This window comes from Rhodococcus sp. 15-2388-1-1a (assembly GCF_002259145.1).
In the GTDB taxonomy this organism is placed as follows: domain Bacteria; phylum Actinomycetota; class Actinomycetes; order Mycobacteriales; family Mycobacteriaceae; genus Rhodococcoides.
Window position 1 is genome coordinate 141,940 of record NZ_NPFP01000015.1, and the last position, 17,965, is coordinate 159,904.

At 65.3% G+C, this 17,965-nt stretch carries 23 protein-coding genes; 14 read left to right on the forward strand and 9 right to left on the reverse strand.

Annotation, left to right across the window (positions count from 1 at the left end; genetic code table 11):
* Positions 1-2 precede the first annotated feature (2 nt).
* On the reverse strand, positions 3-461 hold the full coding sequence (locus CH302_RS09980; RefSeq protein WP_037195107.1) for a hypothetical protein: 459 nt from the start codon (positions 459-461) through the stop codon (positions 3-5).
* Positions 446-1,003, reverse strand: coding sequence for an RNA polymerase sigma factor (locus tag CH302_RS09985; protein WP_052048056.1), 558 nt, complete (start codon positions 1,001-1,003; stop codon positions 446-448). Before CH302_RS09985 ends, CH302_RS09980 begins: the two co-directional genes overlap by 16 nt.
* A 119-nt stretch (positions 1,004-1,122) precedes the next feature.
* Between CH302_RS09985 and CH302_RS09990 the strand changes: the two genes are divergently transcribed.
* The 7 genes from CH302_RS09990 to CH302_RS10020 are packed head-to-tail and all read left to right on the forward strand — an operon-like array spanning position 1,123 to position 3,872.
* Positions 1,123-1,614 carry an Asp23/Gls24 family envelope stress response protein gene (locus CH302_RS09990; RefSeq protein ID WP_037195609.1) on the forward strand — a complete coding sequence of 164 codons (492 nt, stop codon included), beginning with the start codon at positions 1,123-1,125 and terminating at the stop codon, positions 1,612-1,614.
* Between the two features lie 11 nt (positions 1,615-1,625).
* On the forward strand, positions 1,626-1,901 hold the full coding sequence (locus tag CH302_RS09995) for an Asp23/Gls24 family envelope stress response protein (RefSeq protein WP_037195611.1): 276 nt from the start codon (positions 1,626-1,628) through the stop codon (positions 1,899-1,901).
* Positions 1,902-1,905: 4 nt separating this feature from the next.
* Entirely contained in the window at positions 1,906-2,190 is a 285-nt protein-coding gene (locus CH302_RS10000; protein ID WP_037195109.1) for a hypothetical protein, read from the forward strand.
* 15 nt (positions 2,191-2,205) lie between these two features.
* Entirely contained in the window at positions 2,206-2,385 is a 180-nt protein-coding gene (locus CH302_RS10005; RefSeq protein ID WP_027495126.1) for a hypothetical protein, read from the forward strand.
* Positions 2,378-2,758, forward strand: a complete 381-nt coding sequence (locus tag CH302_RS10010) for an Asp23/Gls24 family envelope stress response protein (RefSeq protein ID WP_037195612.1) — start codon at positions 2,378-2,380, stop codon at positions 2,756-2,758. Before CH302_RS10005 ends, CH302_RS10010 begins: the two co-directional genes overlap by 8 nt.
* On the forward strand, positions 2,755-3,297 hold the full coding sequence (locus tag CH302_RS10015; RefSeq protein WP_052048058.1) for a DUF6286 domain-containing protein: 543 nt from the start codon (positions 2,755-2,757) through the stop codon (positions 3,295-3,297). Before CH302_RS10010 ends, CH302_RS10015 begins: the two co-directional genes overlap by 4 nt.
* Complete coding sequence (locus CH302_RS10020; protein ID WP_052048059.1) at positions 3,294-3,872, forward strand: hypothetical protein; 579 nt, start codon at positions 3,294-3,296, stop codon at positions 3,870-3,872. Before CH302_RS10015 ends, CH302_RS10020 begins: the two co-directional genes overlap by 4 nt.
* On the opposite strand, the gene CH302_RS10025 is transcribed toward CH302_RS10020, so the two are convergent.
* From CH302_RS10025 to CH302_RS10035, 3 genes are read right to left on the reverse strand one after another with little or no spacing between them, the layout of a single operon-like run.
* A complete protein-coding gene (locus CH302_RS10025; protein ID WP_037195110.1) occupies positions 3,865-4,848 on the reverse strand; it encodes an endonuclease/exonuclease/phosphatase family protein in 984 nt (327 codons plus the stop codon). The two genes, CH302_RS10020 and CH302_RS10025, sit on opposite strands and share 8 nt — an antisense overlap.
* Before the next feature lie 14 nt (positions 4,849-4,862).
* Positions 4,863-6,161, reverse strand: coding sequence for a lipase family protein (locus tag CH302_RS10030; protein WP_037195112.1), 1,299 nt, complete (start codon positions 6,159-6,161; stop codon positions 4,863-4,865).
* Positions 6,162-6,221: 60 nt separating this feature from the next.
* Positions 6,222-7,517, reverse strand: a complete 1,296-nt coding sequence (locus tag CH302_RS10035) for an HNH endonuclease (protein WP_037195114.1) — start codon at positions 7,515-7,517, stop codon at positions 6,222-6,224.
* 159 nt (positions 7,518-7,676) lie between these two features.
* On the opposite strand from CH302_RS10035, the gene CH302_RS29570 reads away from it, so the two are divergent.
* The 5 genes from CH302_RS29570 to CH302_RS10060 all read left to right on the forward strand — a co-directional run bounded on the left by CH302_RS29570 (position 7,677) and on the right by CH302_RS10060 (position 13,024).
* Positions 7,677-8,573: a TIGR04222 domain-containing membrane protein gene (locus CH302_RS29570; protein WP_037195116.1), complete on the forward strand. Its 897-nt coding sequence runs from the start codon at positions 7,677-7,679 to the stop codon at positions 8,571-8,573.
* On the forward strand, positions 8,570-9,409 hold the full coding sequence (locus CH302_RS10045; RefSeq protein ID WP_052048095.1) for a DUF692 domain-containing protein: 840 nt from the start codon (positions 8,570-8,572) through the stop codon (positions 9,407-9,409). Before CH302_RS29570 ends, CH302_RS10045 begins: the two co-directional genes overlap by 4 nt.
* A 311-nt stretch (positions 9,410-9,720) precedes the next feature.
* A complete protein-coding gene (locus CH302_RS10050) occupies positions 9,721-10,965 on the forward strand; it encodes a molybdopterin-dependent oxidoreductase (protein WP_037195619.1) in 1,245 nt (414 codons plus the stop codon).
* A gap of 94 nt (positions 10,966-11,059) precedes the next feature.
* Positions 11,060-11,686: an LppU family putative lipoprotein gene (lppU, locus tag CH302_RS10055; RefSeq protein ID WP_094649931.1), complete on the forward strand. Its 627-nt coding sequence runs from the start codon at positions 11,060-11,062 to the stop codon at positions 11,684-11,686.
* 87 nt (positions 11,687-11,773) lie between these two features.
* Positions 11,774-13,024: an Nramp family divalent metal transporter gene (locus CH302_RS10060; RefSeq protein ID WP_037195119.1), complete on the forward strand. Its 1,251-nt coding sequence runs from the start codon at positions 11,774-11,776 to the stop codon at positions 13,022-13,024.
* Here the strand turns inward: CH302_RS10060 and CH302_RS10065 are convergent.
* Positions 13,021-13,464: an SRPBCC family protein gene (locus CH302_RS10065; RefSeq protein WP_037195120.1), complete on the reverse strand. Its 444-nt coding sequence runs from the start codon at positions 13,462-13,464 to the stop codon at positions 13,021-13,023. The genes CH302_RS10060 and CH302_RS10065 overlap by 4 nt on opposite strands.
* A gap of 53 nt (positions 13,465-13,517) precedes the next feature.
* Entirely contained in the window at positions 13,518-14,468 is a 951-nt protein-coding gene (locus tag CH302_RS10070; protein WP_141216618.1) for a D-2-hydroxyacid dehydrogenase, read from the reverse strand.
* 32 nt (positions 14,469-14,500) lie between these two features.
* On the opposite strand from CH302_RS10070, the gene CH302_RS10075 reads away from it, so the two are divergent.
* A complete protein-coding gene (locus CH302_RS10075) occupies positions 14,501-15,007 on the forward strand; it encodes a GNAT family N-acetyltransferase (protein ID WP_037195124.1) in 507 nt (168 codons plus the stop codon).
* A gap of 10 nt (positions 15,008-15,017) precedes the next feature.
* Complete coding sequence (locus CH302_RS10080; protein ID WP_037195126.1) at positions 15,018-15,578, forward strand: sugar O-acetyltransferase; 561 nt, start codon at positions 15,018-15,020, stop codon at positions 15,576-15,578.
* Here CH302_RS10080 and CH302_RS10085 read toward each other — a convergent pair.
* Positions 15,570-17,153, reverse strand: coding sequence for a hypothetical protein (locus CH302_RS10085; RefSeq protein ID WP_037195128.1), 1,584 nt, complete (start codon positions 17,151-17,153; stop codon positions 15,570-15,572). The two genes, CH302_RS10080 and CH302_RS10085, sit on opposite strands and share 9 nt — an antisense overlap.
* Positions 17,150-17,950, reverse strand: a complete 801-nt coding sequence (locus CH302_RS10090) for an ABC transporter ATP-binding protein (RefSeq protein ID WP_052048061.1) — start codon at positions 17,948-17,950, stop codon at positions 17,150-17,152. Before CH302_RS10090 ends, CH302_RS10085 begins: the two co-directional genes overlap by 4 nt.
* Positions 17,951-17,965 lie beyond the last annotated feature (15 nt).

Sequence of the window (17,965 nt, forward strand, 5' to 3'; positions counted from 1 at the left end):
AGCTAGCGCTCCTCGATGTCGTCGACGCGTATCTCGACGACGTCGCGCCCGAGGGTGACGCCCAACAGGTCCGACACGGTACCGATCGCGATGGTCGCCAGCTCGTCTCCGGCGGCCTGCAGGTCGTCGCCGTACACCCCGATCACCGCGACGAACAGACCGATGCAGGCGTGGTCGTCGAGATCGAGGTCGATCTCGGTCGGCTGTGCGCCGTGCACGCCTGCCAGCGCACGGCGAAGCGTCGTCTTGACGATGTGGTCGCTGACCCGCAGCGAGTCCTCCGGTCCGGCCGTGGAGCCGGAGGGGAACGCGCTGTCGATCGGCCACGTGCGTCTGGTGGTGTTGCGTACCTTCGAGATGATGGACGCGCTGATGTCCACCCAATTGGGTTCCTGCGGTGCGTCCCGAAGTTCGGTGGCAGCACGCGCGAGAACCGAGTCCGGCTCTAGTGGGTTCGCCATGTTGCCAACCTTTCGCTCAATGTTGCTCGCGCTCTGGTCAACTGACCACGTACTGCTCCGGCGGACAGGGTCATGATCGCCCCGATCTCGGGGTGCGTCAGGCCTTCCACCTCGCGAAGCAGCCAGCAGGCCCGCTGCCGGTAGGGCAGCTCGGCGAGCGCTGTGCCCAGCTCGGTCATGAAGCTTTCGGCTTCGACATCCGCCTCGGGATCACTGCCCGCGCCGGTGCTCTTTCGCTCGAATACCCAATCTTCCGCGGGCGGAACGCTGCGACGGCGTCGATGATCGATCACCTTGTGCGAGACCAACGAGAACAACCATGTTCGCAGAGCCGAGTCACCTCGAAAGTTGTCGAGGCCCTTCCACGCTGCCACGAAGGCGTCCTGCACCACCTCCTCGGCTGCACCTTGATCGGACAACATGTTCCGCGCGTACCGGAACATCTCCGGGCCGTAGCGCCGAACGATCTCCTCGAACGCATCCGTCTCGCCGAGCGCGGCTGCGCCGACGAGTACGCGGTCCGATGCATCAACCCACTCCATCGAGCCCCCAGACGTAATCTATGACGTAGCTCACTTTATTGGTACGTGCGTTTCGGCGATCGAGCTACGACCAACTCCTGACACACACTCTGCACGACACTCAACGAAGAGAGGCATTCATGAGCTCCACGACGGACACCAAGGCAACCGTATCCGCAACCGGCGAAGGCAAGACCGACATCACCACCAAGTCGGATTCCGTGCTCGTCAGTTCGCAGGGCCGCACCACCATTGCCGACACCGTCGTCTCCAAGATCGCCGGTATCGCCACCCGTGAGGTTCAGGGAGTGCATGCCGTCGGCGGCGGAGCGAGCCGCGCAATCGGCGCACTCCGTGAGCGCATCCCCGGCGCACGCGTCAACCAGTCGCAGGGCGTTTCGGTGGAGGTCGGCGAGCGTCAGGCAGCCGTCGACATCGACATCGTCGCCGACTACGGCGTCTCGATCGCAGACCTCGCGGCAGGCATCCGTCGCAACGTCATCAACGCCGTCGAGCGCATGACCGGTCTCGAGGTCACCGAGGTCAACATCGTCGTCCACGACATCTACCTCGACGACGGCTCGGACGACGACGACACCGCCACCGAGCCCGCCACCACCCGAGTGCAGTGACCGATCCGCACATGACGGAACGTGACAGGTCCGAGGACATCGCCGACGCCGTTCTGGCGATCGACGGTGTCGTCGGCCTGCACGGAGGCATGTTCGGCGAAGCCGCTACGTACCTGCCCGGACGCCGGATCGCCGGCATTCGAATCGGGGAGGACGGAACCGAGGTTCACGTCACTCTCGAATTCGGGGTTGCGGTACGTGAGACCGCCGACGCCGTGCGGCGCACAGTAGCGACGATGGTCGACGGGCCCGTGCACGTCACCGTCGAGGACATTGTGCGAGTCTGACCAGGTGAACGAGCATGCAGCGCACGACCGAGCCGCCGCGTACAAGGCGGCTCGGCGCGCTGTGGCACGCGAACACCACCCCGACATCGGTGGGGATCCGGCGCAGTACATGGCCGAACTCGCCGCCGTCGACCGACGGTTCGCTGTGCTGCCCTCGGCCCCTGCCAACGCAGCGAATGCGCCGACGGCGTTCCGCGCGTCCTCGATTCCGTCCCCGATACGCACACTTCCCAAGCGGATCGCTCGCATCCGCAAACGCGTCACCAGGCGCAACTACTTCGAACTCTGAGTGGAGATCAAGACCATGACCACAGCGACCATCGGTTTGTTCGTGGGACTTCTGCTGGCCATCGCCGCAGCGGCAGGCGGCTTCACCGGCTTCCTCATCGCCATCGTTCTCGGCGGCCTCGGCTTCTTCGTCGGCCGCTACATCGACGGCGAGCTGGACCTGAACTCGATCATGCGTGGTCGCGGTCGTGACTGAGACAGTGACGACCGACACGCTCGGGGACGCCGGCCAACGCGGATCGCTGGAGATCAAGCACAAGGCCGTCGAGCGTCTCGCCGTCCTCGCTGCCCGCAGCACCGACGCGGTCGCCCGACCTCAGCCGGGTCTACGCGTCCTCGGTGGGCGCGATCTGCCCAAGGCCGACGTGACGGTCAACGGCTCCCGTGTCCGCGCGCAGGTAGCGGTGGCGGTCACGTGGCCCTCGCCGCTGGCGAAGGTCGCCGCCGACGTTCGTGCCGCAGTGGCACGGGATCTGTCCGAGCTGGGCATCTACACCGTCGACCGTGTCGACGTCACCGTCCAATGCGTACCCGCCGAGGCCACCCATGAAGAAGGGAGAGTGCAGTGATCGAGAAGGCAGGCAAGAAGCCGGTGGCGAACCCCACCGCAGCCGTACCCGCAATCCTGTTCGCACTCGTCCTCATCGGTGCCGGAGTGGTCCTCGGCCGCGAGGCACTGCTCGCCCTGGGTGCCATCGACGGCCCCGAGTGGGTCGGCCCCGCCGCCACGAACCTGGACGGACTCACCGCGCAGCAGTGGATGCTGCCCGCAGGCATCGCCGCAGTCGTCGTGGGCTTCCTTCTGGTTTTCGCCGCGATCCGCCCCCGTCGGCGCACCCACCGCGCCCTCTCCGAGCAGGACGTCTGGCTCCGCAAGGGCGACGTCGCAGCCGTTGCCCGCACCGCCGCTCTCGACAGCATCGGAGTCGATTCTGCGACCGCCAAGGCCGGCAACAAGAAGGTTACCGTCGCCGTGTCCACCGTCGCAGGCACTGACACCTCGCAGCTGAAGTCCTCCGTCGTCACCTCCGTGGACGACGCCCTCCGCCCACTCGCGTCGGCTCCCAAGGTCCGCACCCGAGTGCGAACGACAGGACAACCATCGTGAAACGCGCCACCGCTTCGGTCGACCGAACCAGCACCGCCGTCGTCGGCCTTGCCCTGATCGCTCTGGGCGGCGGAGCAATCGCCTGGGAGCGCGGACAGTTTCCCGGCCGAGAACGTCTCGACGCGGCCTTCGTCGACACCGCCGTCGACGCAGGCTGGTGGCCCTGGGCTCTCGGAGCAGCAGCCATCGTCCTCGTTCTGCTCGGTCTGTGGTGGCTACTCGCCCACTTGCCGCGCCGCTCGGTCGGCACCGTCGCTTTCGCGTCCACTGCGGATGCAGATGTCGACGGCCGGCTCAGTGTCGACCTGGGAACCGCTGCTCGAAGCGCCGCGAAGTCACTTGCCGCGCACGAAGGTGTCGTCTCGGCGACCGGTCGTTCGGTGTCAGACCGTGGTCAGAGAGTCGTCGAGATCACCGCGACGCTCGACCCCGCAGTCACGTCGCTCGACAAGGTGGCAAGCGCGGCGGCACAGACCCGCAACGACATCGTGACGTCGCTGGACGGCACTCCCGCCGCGGTGCGAATCCTCTTGCAATGCGGCAAGTCTCGGAAGCAGGTCGTTCGCGTCAGCTGACGCTCGAGGAGAACTCGATCTCCCCGATCAACCCATGGTGGTCCGATCCGGGGAGATCGATTCGCTCCAAGGACCGAGCGTGACCGGTGTTGGTGAGGATGTGGTCGATCCCGACGACGGCCGGTGTGCCCTTGTCCGTCGGATACGTGGGAATCAGTCCCTTCCCCAATTGCGCTGCGGCGTCGGAATATCCGGCATCGAGCAGGTTGCGGAACTTCTTGTGTGAATACGTCGTGTTGAAGTCGCCGCTGACGATCACCGGACCGCTGCCCGCCGCTGCCTCCAAATCGTCTCGGAGCGTGTCCAATTCGGCGGTCCAGATATCGGCCGGGGTGATGTAGGCGGGACCGGGATGCACGGCCAGCAGCGTGACCGGCTCGGAACCGGGGATCTCGACCTCGGTGGCGAGATTCACCGGGCCGTACCCGTCGAGCTCACGGTTGTCCGAGATCGGGAATCGGCTGTAGATTCCGGCCCCACCGCCGCCTGTCACGTACGGCCGGAGGTAGCTGTAGGGAAAGAGCTCTTCCATGCCGGCGTCACGCAGACCGATGACCGATGCGTCGGTCAATTCCTGAATCGTGACGACATCGACGGCGCTGTCGCGGGCCTGCCCGACCACGACAGTCGGATCGGCCAGCCCGATCATCAGATTCGCCTGCATCACGCGCAGTCGTACGCCGTCGGAGCTCGTCCCGTCCTCGGGTGCCGCGTCCGCAACGTAGAGCGGTGCGTACGCGAATGCGCCTGCAGCGAGCACCAGCGCGGAGACTCCCGCCAGAACCCAGCGTCGACCGATCAACGCCACCAGGGCACCGACGACGACGGCGACGAACATCAACGGAGCGAACGACGCGAGCGCGATCAGCACGTTGACCCGGGTGTCGGTGTAGTAGACGCCCATCGCCACGAGCCCGGTGGCGATGCCCAGAATGGCGATCGTGCCGGTGAGTATTCGTATCCAGGTTCGTCGCATCAGCCCGAGAGTAGCTACGCCCGGATGCCGACGACCAACGCTGTGATGGTTGTCCAGGTCAGCGACAACAACCCGCGCACCGCCGAGAGCGAGAACGCTGTGGACCACACCGTTCGCGTCGACGGTTCCTCGACCGGCAGGCCGGCGAATCGATCGGCCAGCCAGTCCAGTGTCAGCGGCGCGCTGAGCGGGTGCAGCGACAGGTGTTCGCTCAGCCGATCTCGTAGATAGGTCACGTGGGCACCGGCCTCGATGTACCGATCCACCTGCCCGTCCACGTCGTCGACGGCAATGATCTGATCGTGCACCGACTGAACGACCAGAAGCGGTGCCGTCGGAGCCGTTCGGCCCGGCTGAATGTCCTGGAACACCTGCACGATCTCGGGCAGAGCCAGCAAGTCTGCCAACGGAACGTCGATGTAGCGGTCCAGATCGTGCCGCGCGAGGCGGGTGACAGCGCGGACGGTCGTCATGTTCTCGACGGAATCGAGAATGCGCATTCCGTCCTCGTCGACGTACTGGCGAATGACCCGGTCCAGCTCGGGATAGGTGCGTCGCAGACCCGCAACCACCAGTGTCGGCAACGCCGAATGGAACGTTGCGTTAAGCCTGGTGAACGCCGAACCGGGATCTCCGACGGGCGAGCCGAGGGCGGCACCGACCACTTCGATCTCCGGAGCGTATTCCGGCGCCATCTCCGCCGCCCAGGATGTCGCGAGCCCGCCGCCCGAGTAGCCCCACAGCGCTACCGGCGTGCTCGAATGCAGTTCCAGCGGCTCGAACGACAGCGCCGCGCGAACGGCGTCGAGCGTGCAGAACCCGGGTTCCTGCGGCGAACCCCAATGACCGTCGGGACCCTCGTGGTCCGGGATCGAGATGGTCCAACCACGGCGCAGGGCGTGCAGTACCAGCAGGAACTCGAACTGCGGAACGGCACCGAACGCCCGCGAGCCACGCCGAAGCGCGTAGGACGGGAAACACGAGGATGCGACGCCGTCGATCGCACACTGATACGACAGCAGCACCGGCTGGGCATCCCGCGGGCGCAGCACAGTCGTAACGCTGGCCTGCGGAAAACCACCGAGATCAGCGGTGCGATAGAGCAGCTGCCAGGCGTCGACTCGCTGGCGCACGCGACCGAACATCGCGACCTCGACCGGCCGCACCTTGAGAATCGTGCCCGGTAGAGCTGCTTCGTACCCCTCGGGCGCAGTGTAGAAAGGGTCGTCCTCGGGCCTGGTCGCGTCGCTCCGGCTCGGTGCTCGTTCCACCGGCCAGGGCTGTTCGTCCCCCAATGATCTGTCGACGCTCATGTGCCACCGCTTCTTGTCCGAGTCTCGCCGTCACACTAACTTGCCCTCGACGACCCCATTTCATGCAGCCTGCTGCCAATTGGTGATCAGGACATCGGTCGCGTAGCTGAGGTCGAGGCCTTCACCACCCCAGTTCGGGACGATGGCGTCGGGCGCGATGCCGCCGTACCGTCGCCTCATCTCGTCGGCGTCTCCCGACATCGCGGGAGCGTGGATGACCTCGGTTCCCGACGGATGACGAAACGAGAAGCGTTGATCTCCACGGGCTTCGATGAAGAAGTAACCGTCGTGCAGCGCTCGATGGTGTTCGCCGCACAGCAGGACCAGGTTGTCGAGTGTGGTCTCACCACCGCGTGACCGATAGGTGACATGATGCGCATGCATGAAGCGGGTACGGCCGCATCCCGGCACCGCGCAGCATCGGTCGCGAATGATCAACTGACGCAACTGGGTTCGGCTCGGAGCCTTGGCAGTGGCACTCCAACGCACGGTCTTGCCGAGGCGGCCGTGACCGACCGTCCGCATGACTGCGGAGCACAGCACCTGAGCCAACGTTTCGTCGTCCAAACCCGGGCCGTCGTCGAAATGGGCGTGATCGCATCCGGCTTCGGCACTGTTGCCGATGTGGACCAACACTTCCGCTGCCGGTGAGACAACCGGCGAATCCAGCGCAGCGCAGACCATCTCGGCCATGGCGATCATCGCCGGCACCGGATCGATGGGAGCGGGGGCGGCCCGATCTGCGCCGCGTTCCTCCTCCGTGCGGGTGCGTTCGTACTCCGCCCTGGTCAATGCAGCCATGATCCGTTTACCGTCCTCGGGCCGAAAGCGCGCCGTCAGCACGAGCGAGCCGTCGTCCTCGTCCCAGCGCCACCGTCCGACGCACGGATCTCGGTCCACACCGTTCTGCCGAGTGGGACGCATCGCCTTCTTCAGACCACGGCAGAGCCGTTCGATATGTGCGGCGGGAGCATCGAGCGCCTTCTGCAGCAGCGACGCCTCGTTCTCGGCCGTCGCCACCCGCGTCATCGCCCGTACCTTCGAGTACGAGACCGTGCCGCTCAGGTACGCCGAGGTGATCAGCGGCAGCTCTCGCATCGCTTTGGCAACCCGCACCTGCTCACGGGCCGTGTGCAGGTCGACTCCCGCACGCCAGGACAACCAGTGCGCACACGACCGCACTTCCCAGCCCGCCCATCCGCGTCGCACGTCGAACTCACCCACCAAGATCAGATACTGCGCCGACGCCGCAGCGATCTGACCGGCCAGAGCGCATATCTCGGTTTCGATCTCTCTCGTCTCGATCCGTCCCGCCTCGGATCCCGTCTCGGCCATGTCGATCACGAACGCCCCCATTCATCGAATACATGTTCGACGAACCGTACGGTGGGGCACCGACAAGAACTTCTCGACGGGGATCGACGCGTCCCCGCGGGGACGTCTCGGGCTTGCTTTCTGGCCGGTGGGCCCGATACTGACACCAGATGCTGGTTCCGACCGAAGGGTGGTGCAGCCGTGGAGAGTACCGACACCTGGGGCATTGCCGGCGCGGAGTTCCTGCGGTGGTATCTACTCGCAGCCGTCCTCGCAGTGGCCCTGACGCTGGTGAGTAACCGGCTCGCTGCACATCGGTCCGCTTCGGCATCGCCGACCGGACGAGTCCTCACCCCACCCGAGGTCGGGGCGCTCACCAGCGACGACCAGGCGGTGATGGCGTCGTTGGCAATCCTGCGCGGTGCCGACGTGATCGATTCGCGGGGAAGTCGGCGGCGCACCCTGACCGATTCCGAGCGCATGCAGCTGGATTGGTTCACGCGCGCCGTCCTCGAACGACTCGGCAGCGGAAAGGCACCCCTGGTTCGATCCCGGCTGGTGACGAACATGTCCGGTTCGTGTGCGCAGCTGCGCAACGCGCTCGTCGACGAAGGCTTGATGCACGGCGCCGCCGCGCAGCCCATGCTGCCCCGAACGTTCCCCATCCTCTTCGTCGCAGCCCTCGGGGTCGCACGCATCGTTGCAGGCATCGCGAACGGTAAGCCGGTCGGCTTCCTCGTCGGCATCGTCGTCCTGCTGCTCGTGGCACTTCCGTTCGCAGTTCGCCGACGACGTCGAACCGCACTCGGCGATGCCGAACTTCGACGCCTCCGCACCGAGAACGACTATCTCTCGCCACGCTCTCGCCCGTCCTTCACCGCCTACGGTCCGTCGCGCGCTGGCATGTCGGCCGCGCTCTTCGGAGCGGGAGCACTGATGCTGCTCGATCCGACGATGGCGGGCGCGCTGAGCTACGGATCCGCTCACGCCGGCGGAGCTGCATCGTTCGGATTCGGCGGCGACAGCGGAAGCAGTGGCGACAGCGGCGGCGGTGACGGCGGTGGCGGTGGTGGCTGCGGCGGCGGGTGCGGCGGGTGAGCATCGATGCCCTGCCTGCGGGCCTCGGAATCGGTTGGCGCTCCGAGATTTCGGGGATCATCTCGCAATTGCCGGGTCTCGCGTTCTGCGAGGTGATCGCCGAATCGATCGGGGACCACGCACCGGAGCGCCTCACCGCGTTGGGCGTCCCCGTCGTCACTCATGGAATCGCCCTGTCCCTGGGCGGTGCCGAGCCGGTCGAGCCGCACCGAATTGCGCACCTGGAACGGGTGGCGTCGATGCTCGGCTCACCGATCGTCAGCGAGCACGTCGCCTTCGTCCGCGCCGACGGAATCGAGGCCGGTCACTTGCTACCGGTGCCGCGGACTCGTGAAGCGCTGACGGTGCTGGCTCGCAACATCACGCGGACCCAGGACGGCCTCTCCGTCCCGCTGGCCGTGGAAAACATTGCGGCACTGTTCGATTGGCCGGACGACGAGCTCACCGAGAGCGAGTTTCTCACCGAGCTGGTCGAACGCACGGGCGTGTGTCTGGTCTTGGACATCGCCAACGTCCATGCCAACGCACGGAACCGACGCTGTGACCCCTGGATCGAACTGACACGACTGCCCCTGGAACGAATTGCGTACTGCCACATCGCCGGTGGCACCGTTCGCGACGGCTTCTACCACGACACGCACACTGCATCCGTACCTGAGGAAGTGCTCGAGCTGCTCCGCACGTTCACCGCGGCAGGGCACCGCCCGCCGTTGATGCTCGAACGCGACGGCCATTACCCGCCCGAACACAAGCTGTTCGACGAACTCGATGCGATCTCCGATTCCGCCGGTCTGCCACGAATCACCCCGAACCGGCTGCTGGGCCGGACCACGTGAACGAGAACTTGGCGCGACGACAGAAGGAGCTGATCCGCGCACTCGTCGCGGGAGACCCGCTGCCCCCGGGGTTCGATTCGGCCACAATCGACGCCACGCGAACAGCTCTGCTGCGCAAGCGGGCAGCCGAGATCGCGGCTCGGTACCCGGCGGTGCCGTCGGCGCTGGGGGAGAGGTACGACGAGCTGTTCGACCGATGGGCGTCCGACCGACCCAAGACGTCCACCGCCGCCGATGCGAAAGCCTTCTACGAGGCGATGCGTCGGGCAGGGGAATTGGACGCGACACATCCGGGACTGCCTGGGCAGCGAATGCCCTACATGGCCGAAGCCCGCAACTCTCTCGTGCGCTTTCGCAGTCCGCTGCGCGGGACGTGGTTGACGTCGCTGTTCGGTGCGGTGCTTCTCGTCGCGCTGCCGATCGTCACGGTGACGGGGTTGCTCTCGTACAGCGCCTACGGGCCGCAGTTCGGCCAGGCCAAACCCGGTGCCGTGGGGTGGCTGCGGTTGCCGTACTTCGACTGGCCCACCGACCCTGCCTGGTTGTACCAACTCACGCAGGGCCTGCACGTCGGGCTCGGGCTGATCATCGTGCCGCTCGTCATCGCGAAACTGTGGTCGGTGATGCCCAAGCTCGTCGAACTGCCGCCGGTTCGATCGCCTGCACATGCGCTCGAACGACTGTCGCTGTTGGCACTGGTCGGTGGATTGCTGTTCGAGATCGTCACTGGTGTTCTCAACATCCAGTACGACTACGTGTTCGGTTTCGACTTCTACGCCGCTCACTACTTCGGTGCCTGGGTGTTCATCTCAGGATTTCTCGTCCACCTGGGTCTCAAGGTCCCGCTGATGTGGCGCACCCTGCGGTCCGAGTCGCTGATGGACGTTCTGCGCGCCCGCAACGAAGCGCCGGACCAGCAGACCGACGACAACCCTCCGTCGACCATGAGTCGACGCGGTGCCATCGGATTGGTCGCTGCCGGAATGGGTTTCATCGCCGTGCTGACGGTGGGACAGACGCTCGGGGGAGTGCTGCGCAAGGCAGCGATTCTGCTACCCCGCGGACGCTCCTACGGTGATGGCCCCAACGACTTCCAGATCAACCGAACGGCCGAAGCCGCGGGGATCACCGAGGCGCAGACCGGAGCCGACTGGCAACTGACGATCAGCAGCGCAGCCGAGGACGCCGTGCCGATCGTGTTGACCCGAGGCAGGCTGCTGTCGATGCCGCAGCGCACTGCCGAACTTCCGATCGCGTGCGTCGAAGGATGGTCCACCACGCAGACGTGGACCGGCGTCCCGTTGGCCGAACTCGCCGCGCTGGCAGGCGTCCCCGCACCGCGCTCGGCCGAGGTGAGCTCGCTGGAGCAGAACGGAGCCTTCACCCGTGCGGTGCTGCAGGGAAATCAAGCGGCGCATCCGGACTCGTTGCTGGCATTGAAGGTCAACGGTGTCGATCTCTCGCTCGATCACGGATTTCCCGCGCGCGTGATCGTTCCTGCCCTCCCGGGCGTCCACAACACCAAATGGGTCGCCGGCATCGTGTTCCGTTCGTGACTTCCAGCTGTGCGCTTTTCAAACCCCCGCGAATGGTAAAGAATCTTTCTTCGGTGGCCCGCGGGGCTGCCGACGAGGGTATGCCCTCGCCTGGATGAGTTCCGAAGGTCATGTCGCCATGCTTGCTTTGTCCAGAGGCCTCCTCGCCGCAGGTGCAGCTCTCACTCTGCTGTTCGCCGCAGGCTGTTCGTCGTCCGAAGCCGGCAACGCGGTCGCCGCAGATGCCACCACAACCGCCTCGACGTCCACCGCTCCCAGCACGACCGACGACGTCTCGGGCCAAGAGGGCATCGACGCCGGCGGCTCCACCGACATCGATGTCGAGATCGGTCAATGCGTCCAGCTCGGCGGGACGATGACGGCCGCCACCATCGAGAACGCCGAATGCGGCAGCATGGAGTCGAACTACAAGGTCATCGCCAAGGCCGAGCAGAACGAGCAGTGCCCCACCGACGTGAATCAGACCTACTACGAGACGCTCGACGGGGTCGAGCAGGGCGCTCTGTGCCTCGACGTCGACTGGGTTGTCGACGGCTGCATGAGCGTCCCCACCATGGGTATGGACGAGCCATCACGAGTCGACTGCAGCGACCCCAGTGCGACCGACGTCGAACAGGTCACCGAGATCAAAACCGGTACCGCCGATCCCAACGAATGCCCCGAAGGTGGATTCGCCTACGAATCAAGGCAATTCGTCGTCTGCACCACGACGATCTCCTAGTCGCGCCTAGCCGACTTGCCAGAGACCATGCGTTTCGTAAAGAGTGAGACAGGTCACTGAGCACCCGCCGGCACGCGAGGAGAACCGATGACCGAGACCACTGCACCTCCGAAATGGAAGGTGGTCGGCCCCGGACTGGTGGTCGCCGCAACCGGCATCGGCGCCGCCGACCTCGTCGCCACGTTGGTGGCCGGCTCGCGCTACGGCTACGCACTGCTCTGGGTCATCATCGTCGGCGTCGTCATGAAAGTCGTTCTGGTGGAAGGTGCCGGCCGCTACACGTTGGCGTCGGGCAACACGATCTTCCAGGGCTGGCGTTCGCTGGGTAGATGGACGACGGTGTACTTCGCGCCGTACATCGTGATCTGGGGATTCGTCTACGGTGCGGCGGCGATGTCGTCGAGCGCGTTACCGATCGTCGCACTGTTCCCGGCACTGGATCTCAAGGTCGTCGCCATCGCATCCGGGCTCCTCGGGTTCGCGTTGATCTGGCTGGGCAGCTACGGATTCTTCGAGAAGATCATCACCGTCTTCGTCGGGATCATGTTCGTCACCGTGATCGGCGCTGCAGTGGTGGCGGTTCCGAACGTTCCCGCGATCGTCAAGGGCATCGTCCCCACCATTCCCGACGGCTCGATCGTGTACGTCCTCGGCCTCGCCGGTGGCGTCGGTGGCACCATCACGCTCGCCGCATACGGCTACTGGCTGCGCGAGAAGGGCTGGATCACACCGAGATTCATGCGTGTCATGCGCATCGACAATTCGATGGCCTACGTAATCTCCGGCATCTTCGTCCTCGCGATGCTCATCGTCGGTGCCGAACTGCTGTACTCGTCGCAGATCGCGATCTCCACCGGCGATCAAGGGTTGATCCAACTCTCCGACGTACTCGCCGACCGCTACGGCACGGTGTTCGGCTACGTGTTCCTCATCGGATTCTGGTCGGCGTCGTTCTCGTCGCTGATCGGGGTGTGGAACGGCGTGAGCCTGATGTTCGCGGACTTCGTCGGCAATCTGAAGGGCCTCGAACAGGGTCACCCGGAAACGCGAGTGGGCGGCAAGTACTTCCGCTGGTACGTCGCGTGGCTGACGTTCCCGCCCATGGCGCTGCTGTGGCTGGACCAACCGATCGGGCTCGTGCTCACGTACGGCGTCCTCGGGGCGGTGTTCATGCCGTTCCTGGCGGTGACGCTGTTGATTCTGCTCAACAGCGACCGTGTGCCGCGGCAGTGGCGCAACGGCTGGTTCACCAACCTCACGCTCGGTGTCTGCGCATTCCTGTTCGCGTGGCTCGCCGTCGACCAGGTACTGGATGCACTCGACAAGTACGTGTACTAGTCGGCCGCTTCCAGGCGGGACCGCAGTGTCGACTCCGTGTGCTTGATCGCTTGACCCACAACGGGTTCGACCACAGCGCCGAGCACCTTGCCCGCGATGCCGCCGGGCAGGCTGTAGCGGAACACCACGTCCAGACGGGTACCGCCGTCTGCTGTATCGGAGAACGACCACGTGGACGAGTTGGACAGGCCCTCGACCGATTCGAGTGTGAGCCTCTCGTTGTGGACCCATTCGGTCACGTGCACAACGGAGGTGAGGGCCTTCGGGCCGATCTGCATCGTCGCGTCGTACGTGGCACCGAGACCGGACAGGATGTCGCTCTTCGGCTCGAACCGGGTGATGCCGAACATCCACTGCGGGACGTTCCTGAAGTCGTCCATGTAGGCGAACGCCGCGTCGCGACTGGTCGATGCCACGGCCGAACGATTTATTTCACGCACCGGTGCAGCCTAGTACACGCTACGCAGTGTTACGCATACTTTCCCGGTCCGTATCAGCGGCGTACGTAACCCAACCGCATGTCCACGACGTTGACCAGTGCCGAACCGCGGACATATCGCTGCAGGTTGTCCTCGAACAGCGCCCACAGACGCTCGGCGAAGTCGTCGGCGTCGCCCGCCAGATGCGCGGTCAGGATGACATTGTCCATGCCCCAGAGTGGGCTCGTTTCCGGCAGTGGTTCGACCTCGAACACGTCCAACACCGCCCACCCGATGCTGCCGGATCCCAGGGCGTCACACAGGGCGTGTTCGTCGACGACGGGTCCGCGGGCGACGTTGACCAGGCCCGAATCGGACCGCATGGCCGCCAGCACCTCCGCATCGACGAGTCCGCGCGTGGCATCGGTCAACGGTGTCGCCAGCACGATCACGTCGTATTCGCCTGCATACGTCGGCAATTGTCGGACGTTTCGGATTCGCGAGAACTCCGCATCGCCCGCCCGCTCGGACGTTGCGGCGGCGTCGACACGCATCCCGAGCGCGCCGAGTACCCGGGCAATCTCGCGTCCGATGGAACCGGGACCGACGACGAGAGCGGCGCGACCATGAATTCCGCTGGTGACTCTGTGCTCCCAGACTCGATCGCGCTGCCGAGCAAGCGCGCGGGGCAGCTTCTTGACCGACGCCAGAATGCCGGCTGCGACATACTCGGCGATGGCCCGGTCGAGGATTCCGCCGGAGTTCGTCAGCATCCACGGGCCCTCGCGCAGAACCGGATCCAGCAGTCGATCGACGCCGGCGCTCGACGCGTGGATCCAGCGAAGGTTCTCGGCATCGGGCCAGACGGACCGCAGATCGGCGGTCTCGAAGGTCCGAAACAGCAGCACCTCGGCCCACGACACGACATCGGCGAGTTCATCCGTCGAGCAGCGTCGGAAGTCGACTCCATCGATCGTGGGAAAGGACCTTCGGTCCGAACCACTCTCGACCACAAGCACGTTCACCACAGGACTCGCCACCTCCGTACCATGACACCGTGCTCACCGTAGAACTCGCATCTGCCGCCGACGCGGCAACGATACTCGGCCTCCGGCACGCAGCCGAGGACTGGCTGTTCGCTCGCGGCATCGATCAGTGGACGCCACGCGAGGTGCCCCTCACCACGGTCGCTGCGCAGATCGAGGCAGGAGAGTTCCACGTCGCCCGACGCGATCCCCGCGGCCCGATAGTCGCAGCACTACGCTTGATCGGATCCGATCCGATCATCTGGACCGAGCGCGACGAACCGGCCTGCTACGTACACGGATTGGTGATCGACAGAAGCGAGGCGGGCACCGGCCTCGGTACGTTGCTGCTCGACTGGGCGTCGGAGCAGACTCGTCGGGCAGGACGCTCGCTGCTGCGTCTGGACTGCGCCGAGACCAACGGTGCGTTGCGCAGTTATTACCTGAACCAGGGGTTCCGCTACGTCGGCCGCCGCGAGTTCGCCGACGGCAGTGCGTGGTTCAGCGTGGCCCTGTTCGAGAAGTCGACCGATCGGTAGTCTCTCGTCCATGGGCGAGAACCGAGATCGTATGCTGCGCGGCGAACTCTACCGAGACAGTGACCCCGACCTGGTGGCGTCCCGGGTGTCGTGCGGGAAGCTGCTCGACCGGTTCAACGCGACCGCGGCAGACCGGAACGCAGAAAGGCGTGAACTGCTCAGCGAGCTGCTCGGATCCATCGGAGAGGATTCGTGGATCATGCCCAGGTTCCAATGCGATTACGGCACATACATTTCCATCGGGTCGAATACTTTCCTCAACTACGACGCAATCCTGCTGGACTGCGCCCCCATCACCATCGGTGACGATGTATCGATCGGGCCACGAGCACAACTGCTGACGGCGCTGCACCCCATGGAGGATCACGAGGCACGCCGAACACGGTGGGAGAGCGCGCTTCCCATCACCATAGGGAACAACGTGTGGCTGGGCGGCGGGGTCATCGTCTGCCCGGGAGTCACGATCGGCGACAACTCGGTGATCGGTGCAGGCAGCGTCGTCACCCGCGACGTGCCGTCGCACACCTTCGCAGCCGGTAACCCGTGTCGGGCAATCCGCGCTCTACCGTGAGATCACGTCGTGCAAGATCTTGTCGGAGTCACCGACGAGCGTGTCGACGGCAATCCTCGCACCCCACCACATCCCCAGCCACCCGATCGCCGCGGCCACGGGAACGGACAGATACGCGAAAGCACCGGGGAGCAGTAGTGCCAGCAGCAGACCGGGCACCACCGATACTGCGAGCACGACCATCGACAGCAGGACCAACGCGAACGACCCTCCGTTGAACGACCCTCGGGTGTTCAGCGAGAAGGCCTTGGTGGGTTCGGGGACCGGATAGGCGGCACGAACCGAGATCACGACGATGAGCCCAGCGCTGACGCCGAGCATCGACAACGTCACCGAGACGGGGACCGCCAGCCGGTCGAGTCCGAGATCGCCGAACACTCGGACGACCGCCGTGGACACGATCGCAAACGGTGCAGCGACCATCAGCCATGCGATCTGTCGACCGCGAACGTCGTCGCGCAGAGCCTGCGGAATCATCACCAGGTGCCACATCGAACCACCGTCGAGGCCGTACAGGTTCGAGCCCGCGCCCATCGCCATGAAGATCACCATCCAGGCACCCCATGCGGCACTGAACGGAATCGAGTCGGTCACCAACGGACCGACGCCTCCGAGCACCGTGAAGATCAGGACCGACAGCAACTGACTTCGACGACGCATATCGCCGCGCCACAGGGACAGCTCGCGCGTCACCACCGCGCCGACACGGGTTGCACGCCAGCCGGTATCGCCGTTGCGGCCGTTCGCTGCCATCTGCTTGCGCGACGCGCCGTACGAGGCGGACACCCGTCCCTCGAAGAGCCGCAGCACAAGTCGCTGCCACGACCACACCAAGACGGCATCGAGCAGCAGCAGTCCCGCCACCGCGCCGATCGCCGTCGGCCAATTACCGTCGAGCGCAGCATCGACTCCGGTGATTCCCCAGCTGAACGGAATCGAATGTGCCAGCGTCAACGGCCATGTCACTTCACCCGACAGCACCCGAGAGAAGTTCTGGGTGATGGGGAACTGCAGGAAGTACAGGCCGCCGAACACCGCACCGAACGCGAGCAGAGCGAACTCTCGACTGCGCCGACTCTTCAACAGCTGAGACATCGCCACGGTGACCACCCTGGACAGCGTCACGAAGAGAACGACGGTCGCAGGCCAGGCCACCAGGGCAAGCGGAAGCGTTGCAAGAGAACGGGACACGGCATAGATCGGAATCGACGCGGTTGCGATGGCCGTCAACGGCACCACCATGCCGTACGCCGACGTGGTCAACAACGCCCGCGCCAGGCGTGCGGGTTCCACCGACAGCATCTGGAAGTGGCGGGGCTGGATGTTGTCGTCGGAGATCCCCGAGAGCACCGGAAACAGTACCCAGCTCAGACCCATCAGTGTCAGCCCGAGGCTCACGGTGCCACCGACCAACACCTGCGAGGCTCCACTGCGCGCAGACAACACACATGCCACGACGGCGAAGACCAGTCCCAACAACCCGAACACGGTCTTGACCACTGCTTGCCCACCCTTGAACTGTCTGCGGTAGAGCGTGATTCGCATCTGCAGCGCGGTGCGACCGAGGGACGTCACGAGCGCATCCAGGACAGACCGTCGGGGTTCTGCTCGCGAGTACCGACGAGGCGAACGAAGGCGTCGTCGAGGCTTCCGCCGGCGCGGACCTCGTCCACCGTTCCCACCGCCACGACCCGACCGCCGGTGATGACGCCGACGTGGGTGCAGAGTTGCTCGACGAGCGCCATCACGTGGCTCGACAGAATCACGGACCCGCCGGACCTGACGAACTGGACCAGAATGTTGCGAATGGTGGTGGAGGAGATGGGGTCGACCGCCTCGAAGGGCTCGTCCAGCACCAGCAGTCGGGGTCCGTGCAGCAGCGCCGAGGCCAGTCCGATCTTCTTGGTCATGCCCGCGGAGTAGTCGGCGATGACGGTTCCCCCGGCGTCGGCGAGATCCAACGCGTTCAACAGCTCGTCTCGACGCTGCGCGATGACGTCCTCGGGCATCGCGCGCAGTCGTCCGAAATACGTCAGGAGCTCGTGGCCGGTGAACTGGGATGGCAGAGCCAGCCCGTCGGGCAGTACTCCGAGTAGCTCTTTCGCGGCGATGGGATCGGCCCAGACGTCTCGTCCGAACACCAGACTTCGTCCGTACTGTGGCCTGAGCAGACCGACCGCCATGGACAGACACGTCGTCTTTCCTGCGCCGTTCGGGCCGACGAGGCCGAACATCGACCCGGGTGGAACCATCAGCGACAGGTCGTCGACTGCAACCTTGGGGCCGAAGGCCATGCAGAGGTGCTCGATCAGCAGGGCAGCAGAATTCGTTTGCACGGGTAACAGACTAACCGGTATGGGCGGGTTCGTCATCCGGTACGAATCGCC

Bases quoted from the DNA above. Each gene is read 5' to 3' on its own strand.
- CH302_RS09980 (WP_037195107.1), bottom strand. From the start codon at position 461: ATGGCGAACCCACTAGAGCCGGACTCGGTTCTCGCGCGTGCTGCCACC.
- CH302_RS09985 (WP_052048056.1), bottom strand. From the start codon at position 1,003: ATGGAGTGGGTTGATGCATCGGACCGCGTACTCGTCGGCGCAGCCGCG.
- CH302_RS09990 (WP_037195609.1), top strand. From the start codon at position 1,123: ATGAGCTCCACGACGGACACCAAGGCAACCGTATCCGCAACCGGCGAA.
- CH302_RS09995 (WP_037195611.1), top strand. From the start codon at position 1,626: ATGACGGAACGTGACAGGTCCGAGGACATCGCCGACGCCGTTCTGGCG.
- CH302_RS10005 (WP_027495126.1), top strand. From the start codon at position 2,206: ATGACCACAGCGACCATCGGTTTGTTCGTGGGACTTCTGCTGGCCATC.
- CH302_RS10025 (WP_037195110.1), bottom strand. From the start codon at position 4,848: ATGCGACGAACCTGGATACGAATACTCACCGGCACGATCGCCATTCTG.
- CH302_RS10030 (WP_037195112.1), bottom strand. From the start codon at position 6,161: ATGAGCGTCGACAGATCATTGGGGGACGAACAGCCCTGGCCGGTGGAA.
- CH302_RS10035 (WP_037195114.1), bottom strand. From the start codon at position 7,517: ATGGGGGCGTTCGTGATCGACATGGCCGAGACGGGATCCGAGGCGGGA.
- CH302_RS10050 (WP_037195619.1), top strand. From the start codon at position 9,721: ATGCCCTACATGGCCGAAGCCCGCAACTCTCTCGTGCGCTTTCGCAGT.
- lppU (WP_094649931.1), top strand. From the start codon at position 11,060: ATGAGTTCCGAAGGTCATGTCGCCATGCTTGCTTTGTCCAGAGGCCTC.
- CH302_RS10060 (WP_037195119.1), top strand. From the start codon at position 11,774: ATGACCGAGACCACTGCACCTCCGAAATGGAAGGTGGTCGGCCCCGGA.
- CH302_RS10080 (WP_037195126.1), top strand. From the start codon at position 15,018: ATGGGCGAGAACCGAGATCGTATGCTGCGCGGCGAACTCTACCGAGAC.
- CH302_RS10090 (WP_052048061.1), bottom strand. From the start codon at position 17,950: ATGACGAACCCGCCCATACCGGTTAGTCTGTTACCCGTGCAAACGAAT.